The organism is Blastomonas sp. (genome assembly GCF_041747255.1).
GTDB lineage: Bacteria > Pseudomonadota > Alphaproteobacteria > Sphingomonadales > Sphingomonadaceae > Blastomonas.
The window spans coordinates 1-7577 of record NZ_JBGTFM010000268.1; the positions used below are offsets into that span (position 1 = coordinate 1).

Annotated in this window: 9 protein-coding genes; 6 read left to right on the plus strand and 3 right to left on the minus strand. The window is 61.9% G+C overall.

All coding sequences use genetic code 11. The annotated features are described in order from the left end of the window. The 3 genes from ACEW8G_RS09175 to ACEW8G_RS09185 all read left to right on the plus strand — a co-directional run. Positions 1-261: AbrB/MazE/SpoVT family DNA-binding domain-containing protein (locus tag ACEW8G_RS09175; protein ID WP_373488123.1), on the plus strand; the 261-nt coding region annotated here is incomplete at its 5' end. Then, the gene (locus ACEW8G_RS09180) at positions 258-638 is read left to right on the plus strand and encodes a type II toxin-antitoxin system VapC family toxin (RefSeq protein ID WP_373488124.1); all 381 of its coding nucleotides are present in this window, start codon (positions 258-260) and stop codon (positions 636-638) included. The genes ACEW8G_RS09175 and ACEW8G_RS09180, both read left to right, overlap by 4 nt. 60 nt (positions 639-698) lie before the next feature. After that, a complete protein-coding gene (locus tag ACEW8G_RS09185) occupies positions 699-827 on the plus strand; it encodes a hypothetical protein (protein ID WP_373488125.1) in 129 nt (42 codons plus the stop codon). A gap of 6 nt (positions 828-833) precedes the next feature. Here ACEW8G_RS09185 and ACEW8G_RS09190 read toward each other — a convergent pair whose 3' ends face one another. Together ACEW8G_RS09190 and ACEW8G_RS09195 are read right to left on the minus strand one after the other, a co-directional pair. Continuing rightward, positions 834-1562, minus strand: a complete 729-nt coding sequence (locus ACEW8G_RS09190) for a ParA family protein (RefSeq protein ID WP_373488126.1) — start codon at positions 1560-1562, stop codon at positions 834-836. Continuing rightward, positions 1559-2722: an alpha/beta fold hydrolase gene (locus tag ACEW8G_RS09195; protein ID WP_373488127.1), complete on the minus strand. Its 1164-nt coding sequence runs from the start codon at positions 2720-2722 to the stop codon at positions 1559-1561. Before ACEW8G_RS09195 ends, ACEW8G_RS09190 begins: the two co-directional genes overlap by 4 nt. Positions 2723-2868: 146 nt before the next feature. Here ACEW8G_RS09195 and ACEW8G_RS09200 point away from each other — a divergent pair, with 146 nt between their 5' ends. Together ACEW8G_RS09200 and ACEW8G_RS09205 are read left to right on the plus strand one after the other, a co-directional pair. Continuing rightward, positions 2869-5079, plus strand: a complete 2211-nt coding sequence (locus ACEW8G_RS09200) for a TonB-dependent receptor (protein ID WP_373488128.1) — start codon at positions 2869-2871, stop codon at positions 5077-5079. A 34-nt stretch (positions 5080-5113) separates the two neighbouring features. Beyond that, positions 5114-5797, plus strand: a complete 684-nt coding sequence (locus ACEW8G_RS09205; RefSeq protein ID WP_373488129.1) for a Fe2+-dependent dioxygenase — start codon at positions 5114-5116, stop codon at positions 5795-5797. Positions 5798-5803: 6 nt separating this feature from the next. Here ACEW8G_RS09205 and ACEW8G_RS09210 read toward each other — a convergent pair whose 3' ends face one another. Further along, complete coding sequence (locus tag ACEW8G_RS09210; protein ID WP_373488130.1) at positions 5804-6616, minus strand: universal stress protein; 813 nt, start codon at positions 6614-6616, stop codon at positions 5804-5806. Between the two features lie 169 nt (positions 6617-6785). Between ACEW8G_RS09210 and ACEW8G_RS09215 the strand changes: the two genes are divergently transcribed. Beyond that, positions 6786-7493 carry a CoA transferase subunit A gene (locus ACEW8G_RS09215; RefSeq protein WP_373488131.1) on the plus strand — a complete coding sequence of 236 codons (708 nt, stop codon included), beginning with the start codon at positions 6786-6788 and terminating at the stop codon, positions 7491-7493. The last annotated feature ends 84 nt before the right edge of the window (positions 7494-7577 follow it).

A 7577-nucleotide genomic window follows, 5' to 3' on the forward strand; every position in this document is an offset into this window, starting at 1 on the left:
GGCAAAATCGTCATCCCAGCTGAATTGCGCCGCGAGCTTGGCTTCAACGAAGGCGACAGGCTGGTGTTCGAGCGCGTGGGCGATACGCTGGTTATCAAAACCAATGCCCAGGTGGTTCGAGAGGTGCAGGACGCGTTTCGCCCGTTCCGACCAGCGGACGGCAGCAGCATCGTCGATGAATTGATCGAAGAACGGCGCCTTGAATCGAGGCGTGAAGACGAAGAGTCGTCCCGGCTCTCCGAACGTTTCAAACGCAAATGACGAATGTCGTCGATGCGTCGGTTGTGCTGGCCATCATCTTTGATGAGCCCGGCGGTCAGGAAGCCGTCGATGCGATTGCGGATAGCCTGATATCGACCGTCAATCTTAGCGAAGTTCTGACCAGATGCATTGAGCAAGGCGCGGAAGTTTCGTTTGCAGCGCAGCAGATTGACCGGCTCAATATCGCTATCGTCCCGTTTACCGCCGATGACGCGCGAACCGCCGCTGAACTGCGTAAGCCGACCCGCCATCGTGGGCTATCATTAGGTGACCGCGCCTGCCTGGCGTTGGCGAGGCGCGAGGGCCTGCCCGTTCTCACTGCCGACCGGCGATGGGAAGGGCTTGATGTCGGGGTCGAGATTTCGCTGATCCGCTAATTCTGTTGTCGCAATAGGGCCTTAACGGTTTGTTAGGCCGGTACACGCATCTTGATGCCCATGACCAAAGCCGCGTCCCTCGCCCGTACAACCCAGCATGACCCTGCCGTCGTGGCGGTGTTGCGCATAGCGATCGTTACCGGCAGTGCGCTGGCGCTCATCATGGCGCGCTGTCCGCTGCCGTTTTGACGCTCGTCATTCGGCGAGTTTGCGCTCGATCCCCTGCCATAATTTAAGATACGCCTGCGCCGCCGGCCCCTTGGCATCGAACGCGCCAACCGGCTGGCGTTCTTCGGCCATGCGCTCGACCGCACTCGCCATTGGGATCACCGGCCACTCGGGGAAACGTTCCAGCGCCTGCTTGTGCAGCGCGCGCCTTCGGTCGACCATCACGAACACCGGCAGCATCGGTGCGTGCCGCCCTGATCTGGCATCGAGATAGGCCTGCACCTCGACAAAGGCGCGCTGCGAGAGCGGCGAGGGGATGATCGGCACGATCACCAGATCGGCCGCGCGCAGCACCTGATCGGAGGTTTCCGACAGGCCCGGCGGGCAATCGAGGATGATCCGGTCATAATATTTGGCGAGGCCATCAAGCAGCTTTTTCAAGCGCTTGGCCTTGCCCAGATCGAACAGCATGCGGTCAAGGCTGCGCAGCGAGTGATCGGCGGCGAGCAAATCGATGCCCGGCACTCTCGAGGCACGCACCAGCTTGTGCGCGGCGACATCGCGCGCGAAAATCGAGCGCGCTTCATCCTTCACCGCCGTATCATCGCCAATCAGGTGCGAAGCCGCGCCTTGCGGGTCGAGATCCCATAACAACGTCCGACGCGCCGATACAGCGGCGGCACACCAGGCCAGATTGACCGCGCTGGTGGTTTTGCCGACGCCGCCTTTCAGATTGTAGATCGCGATGCTCTTCATGGGCCGTCCTGTGCCTCTGCCGATGTTTCTTCCTCGCCCGGTGATGTGACCGTCGCGGGGTCCGGCGCCGGATTGGGAGTGCTTTGCGAGGTGGCGGTTTCGGGCAGGTCGAGGCCGGTCTTGCTCAGCCATGCCCTGAAATCCGCCACCGTGCGTGCCGGGTCTTCCTCCATCGGGATATGGCCAAGGTCGTCATACAGGATGCTGGTTTCGTTGGGCAGTTGGCGCGCGAACCACACCGCGTTTTCAACCGGGATCAGCGTATCCTTGCGCCCCCACATGATCAGCGACGGCATCGTCAGCCCGGCAAAGGCGAGCGCGCTTGCCTCTTGCCGCGGAAAATCGCCGCGTTCGACCGTCGCCTGGCGGTTGCCCGGGTGGCGCAGCAGTTTCCAGTACAGATCGACCTTTTCAGGCGTGATCACCTTGGGGTCGCCGACACTCTGCTGCAGGCTCTGTTCGATGATGACGCGCGGGGTGAAGATCGAGATCAGCGGCCGCACCAATGCGCTTTGCGCCAGCTGGAAACCGATGGGCACCGATTGCGGCTTGGCCTCGGGCGCGCCAGAACTGTCGATCAGCACCAGCCCGGTGACGTTCTTGGGGTAGGTCAGCGCCAGATTCCAGGCAACCCAGCCGCCCATTGAGTTGCCCGCGACGACATAGCGGTCGATGCCCAGTTTGCGCATTACCTCGGCGCCGGTATCGCGGAACGCCTCGGTGCTGTAATCGCGCTTGACCTGCGCGCCAGTCAGGCCGTGGCCGGGCTGGTCATAGCGCACGACGCGATAATCGGCCTTCAGCGCCTCGACCCAGCCATCCCAGGTGTGCAGCGATGCGTTCGACCCGTGGATCAGCAGGATCGCAGGCGCATCGCGCGGCCCCTCGTCGCGCACATGCACGCTCTGGCCGTTGGGCAGCGCGATGAACTGCGATGGCGGCTTGCCATATTCGGCCTGAAGCTCGGATGGCTCGATATCGGGCGCATAGCCCCAGATCAGCACACCGATGATGGCGACGATGATCAGGATGAACAGCCATTTGAGGAACTTGAGCATCATCTGTCCTTGAGCAGCCGGGCGCAGGTAAGCGGGCAGGTCGATATCTGTGCATCTAGCAGCCTGACGGGCAAGCGAAAAGCGGCCTTTGGCATGTGCCACGATGACAAACCGTTTTTGCTATTAAGAACCGCTTGCAATATCAAAAGCTGCTGATTAAACGCATGCCGACGACGCCGATGCATGGCGCTGCGTCATTATTCAGGGAGTGGGACTTGGTTATGCGTTCATCGGTTCGGGGTCATCTGATGGCCGCACTGAGCACCGGTTGTGTGGCTTTGACGGCTCATGCCAGCCCGGCGATGGCCAATGATGCAACGGCACAATCCGACGCCATTGCTGATGAAACTGCGGAAGAGCGCGAGAAGCAGATCGTCGTCACCGGCTATGCGGTGAAGGAACTCAGCGACCCCAAGCGCACCCTGCCAGTGCTTGATACGCCCGCGACAGTGACCGTGGTTGCCGACAAGCTGCTCGAGGAGCAGGGGCGGCGCACGTTGCGCGACTCGCTTCGCAATATCACCGGCGTCAGTTTCCAGGCGGGCGAAGGCAACCCTCCGGGCGGCGGTGACTCGTTCTCGGTGCGCGGATTTTCTGGCCGCGACGATATTTTCGTCGATGGCATCCGCGATCCGGGCAATTATTTCCGCGATCCATTTTATGCCGATCGTATCGAGGTGACCAAGGGTCCGGCATCGGCCTTCGCCGGGCGCGGCAACATTGGCGGCACGGTTAACATCGTCACGCGCCAGCCTGATATGGACATGACCACCGGCGCTGACCTTAGCGTTGGCACCCACGATCAGTATCGCGCGACTGGCGATATCAACATCCCCATCTCGCAGGAGCTGGGCATCGCCTTCCGCATCAACGGCATGGCGCACATTGCCGATGAACCGGGGCGCGATCACGTCAAAAACGAGCGCTGGGCGATTGCGCCCTCGCTGGGCTTCGGGCTCGACACCGACACGCGCGTCACGCTCAACTATCTGCACCTGCAGCAGGATGACCAGCCCGATTTCGGTATCCCCAACGCGCGCAACCGCTCGCTTGCCGGATCGGGCTTTGAGGGCCGGCCCGCGCCGGTGCGCCGCTCGAATTATTACGGCTATTCCAACGATTATCTCGATGTCGTCACCGACATGGGGACGATCAAGATCGAGCATGATTTCAGCGAAGCGGTGAGCATTCAGAACCAGACCCGCTATGCCCGGGTGCGCAACGACTCGATCATCTCTGCGCCGCGTTTTGTCGGCAACGTGACGACGCTGAACGAAACGACGCGCGTTCTGGGTAACCGCAAGCCGCGCTTCCAGACCGACAAGCTGTTTATCAACCAGACCAACCTGACGGTGCGTTTTGGCACTGGCGAGATCCGCCACACCACCGTCGCCGGGCTGGAAATCGTGGACGAGAGCACCGAAAATCGCCGCCGGCTCGATACCAATGGCCCCGCGACCAACCTGTTCAACCCGGTGTTGGGCCCGGCGCCGGTGATCCCGTTCAACGGCACACGCGCGCGGATCGATACCGATACGGTCGCGGCTTATGTTTTCCATACGATGGAAATCGGCAATTCATGGCGGATCACCGGCGGTCTGCGCTATGACGATGTCGATACGCGGGTGCGCGGCTTTGATGACAACGGCATCGCGCCGGGCTTCGTCGTCGATGTGTCGCGCGGTGACAAGGAATGGTCGGGCAATGCCGCGATCATCTACAAGCCGAGCGAAAATTCGAGCATCTATGTCGCCTATGGCACCGCGTTCGAACCCTCGGGCCGCTCCGAGATCGTCCAGGTTGCTGGCGGCAACAACGCACCGCCCACCGCATTCGGTGCGTTCGACGTCGCGCCTGAAACCGGCAATGCGTTCGAGGCCGGGGCCAAATATGCGCTGATGGACGGCGAGCTGGAACTCTCCGCCGCCGTTTTCCAGATCACCCGCGACAATGCGCGCACCCCGGGCCTGAACCCCGGCGATCCGGCGGTGGTACTCGAAGGCGAGCAGCGCGTGCGCGGCTTTGAGCTGCAGGCTGTGGGCTCGGTCACGCCCGACTGGAACATTTTTGCAGGCTACAGCTATCTTGATGCCAAGGTCGTCAAGTCGAACATCCCGTTCGAGGTCGGCCAGCGGCTGGACAATACCCCCAAGCATTCGGTGGCGCTGTGGACATCCTATGATGTCACCGGCGAACTGACGCTCGGTGGTGGCGTGCAGCACCTGGGCAAGCGGCGCAGCAACGTGCAGCCCAGCGCGACGGCGGGCAACATCACGATCACCGTGCCATCGTACACGGTTGTCGATGCCTTTGCCGAATATCGGCTCAACGCTTATGCAACGCTGCGGCTGAACGTCTACAATGTTGGCAATGAATATTATTTCCAGTCATTTGCCAGCGCACAATCGATTCCCTCTGCCTCGCGCAATGCGCTATTGACGCTTTCGTTGAGCTATTGAGCGCGGGCGCACCGGTCCGCCACGGGAGCGGCGCGTGATACTTGAGATCGAGGACGTTCTGACATCGGATGCAGTGGCGGGCTTTCTGGACAGGCTCGCCACTGCGCCCTGGGCCGATGGCCGGGTGACGGCAGGCTATCAGTCGGCGCTGGCCAAGCACAATTTGCAGCTGCCCGAAAGCTGCGATGTCGCGGTCGATCTGGGGCGCGCGGTGGTGGACGCTCTGGGGCGCAGCCTGATCTTCCAATCGGCCGCGCTGCCGCACAGCATATTTCCGCCGCTGTTTAACCGCTATGCGGACGGCCACACCTTCGGCGTACACATCGACAATGCCATCCGCATGCACCCGGTGACCGGCGCGCGGCTGCGCACCGATCTTTCATGTACCCTGTTCCTGTCCGATCCGGCTGATTACGACGGCGGTGAGCTGGTGATCGAGGAAGGATCGGGCGAGCGGCGCATCAAGCTCGCAGCAGGCAGCATGGTGCTTTATCCCGCGACCACTCTGCACAGCGTCACGCCGGTAACGCGCGGGGCGCGCGTCGCCTCGTTCTTCTGGGTGCAAAGCCTTGTCGCCGATCAGGCCCGCCGCTCGATCCTGTTCGACATCGACATCGCCATCCAGTCGCTGCGCCAGCGGTTGGGCGATGAAGACCCGGCGCTGATCGCGCTCACCGGCAGCTATCACAACCTGCTGCGGCAGTGGGCGGTGGTGTAGACCCGATCAGTGCGCGAGCAGCAGCGGGATGTTTGAATCGCTCAGGAAATATTTCGTCACCCCGCCGAGCAGCAGCTCGCGCAGGCGGCTGTGGCCATAAGCGCCCATCACAATCAGGTCCGCGCTGATTTCGCCCGCGACATGATCGATCACCTGCTCGATCGGCACGTCGCCGCGTTCGCGCGCGATCAGCTCGCTGCTGACACCATGGCGCGACAGATAGGCGCTGGCGGCGGTGGAGGGGAAGCTTTCCGGCTTCTCGGCGATCGTCAGCAGGTGGACCTGATCGGCCCGTTTCAACATCGGCAGGGCGGCGCGCAGCGCGTTCGCCGCCTCGTGCCCGCCATCCCATGCGACCAGAATCGTGCCTGCGGTGTTCAGCCATTTGTGGGCAAAGGGCACCGCGAGCACCGGGCAGCGGCTGTTGACCACAAGATCGTCGATGCCCAACAGCGGATGGGCGCGAACGCCGTGTTCGACATTGTCGAGCGACAGCACCATCACATCGGCTAGCCGCGCCGCGCTGACCATGGACTGCACGACATCGCCATCATATTGGATGAAATCCCAGGTCACGTCTTCGCCCGTCATCTTGGTTTCAATCAGATCGCGCAGCTTGGCCTCGTCCACGCGCAGCTGCTCAAGCGTGCTGTTGGGCACATAGCTGCCGCCCATCGGGTCCATCAGCATGAACGCGGAATAGGGCGTGACCTGAATGAAGCTGATATGACCAGACTGGCTGCGCGCCAGATCAAGACCCGCTTGCAGGCGTGATTCAAAGGCGGTGCCATGATCGGCATAGACATTGATTGATTTCATCGGACGTCTCCTTCGTAGACAAGGCTGAATCAGTTAGCGGCGCCTTTGCCGCACGTGCATTGATCGAGATCAACCAGCCGCTGGAAAAGCATCCATCGCAGCGCTAGGGCTTGCATGATATCACGAATCAAACGCACCGTCGTTTGTCTGATCCCTGGGAGAGCCTAACATGCAGAAAATTTATCCCGATGCCGCCTCCGCGCTGGAGGGCCTGCTGTTTGACGGGATGAACATCTGCGCGGGCGGTTTTGGCCTGTGCGGCATCCCCGAACGGCTGATCGATGCAATCCGCGATGCAGGCACGAAGGACCTGACCATTGCCAGCAACAATGCCGGAATCGATGGCGAGGGGCTGGGCAAGCTGCTGCGCACCCGGCAGGTGAAGAAGATGATCTCGAGCTATGTTGGTGAGAACAAGGAGTTCGAACGCCAGTATCTGGCAGGCGAGCTCGAGGTCGAGTTCTGCCCGCAGGGCACGCTGGCCGAACGCTGCCGGGCGGGCGGCGCGGGCATCCCCGGCTTCTACACCAAGACCGGCGTCGGCACCCAGGTCGCCGAGGGCAAGGAGCACAAGGATTTCGACGGCCAGACCTACATTCTTGAGCGCGGCATCTATGCCGACCTGTGCATCATCAAGGGGTGGAAGGCCGACAAGGCAGGCAACCTCATCTTCCGCAAGACCGCGCGCAACTTCAACCAGCCGATGGCGACTGCGGGCAAGATCTGCGTGGCAGAGGTTGAGGAGATCGTCGAGACCGGCAGCATTGATGCCGACTGCATCCATTTGCCGTCGATCTACGTGAAGCGGATGATCCTGGGCGCCCCCTACGACAAGAAGATCGAGTTCCGCCTGACTCGGCCGAGGGAAGCGGCATGAGCGGGGCCCGAAGAGTGCGCTCCTGCGAAAGCAGGAGCCCAGCCCAAAGGTCGATCTGGGCTCCTGCTTTCGCAGGAGCACTGC

Coding starts and splice junctions, on each gene's coding strand:
- ACEW8G_RS09215 (WP_373488131.1), top strand. CDS start 6,786: ATGCAGAAAATTTATCCCGATGCCGCCTCCGCGCTGGAGGGCCTGCTG.
- ACEW8G_RS09185 (WP_373488125.1), top strand. CDS start 699: ATGACCAAAGCCGCGTCCCTCGCCCGTACAACCCAGCATGACCCTGCC.
- ACEW8G_RS09190 (WP_373488126.1), bottom strand. CDS start 1,562: ATGAAGAGCATCGCGATCTACAATCTGAAAGGCGGCGTCGGCAAAACC.
- ACEW8G_RS09200 (WP_373488128.1), top strand. CDS start 2,869: ATGGCCGCACTGAGCACCGGTTGTGTGGCTTTGACGGCTCATGCCAGC.
- ACEW8G_RS09210 (WP_373488130.1), bottom strand. CDS start 6,616: ATGAAATCAATCAATGTCTATGCCGATCATGGCACCGCCTTTGAATCA.
- ACEW8G_RS09180 (WP_373488124.1), top strand. CDS start 258: ATGACGAATGTCGTCGATGCGTCGGTTGTGCTGGCCATCATCTTTGAT.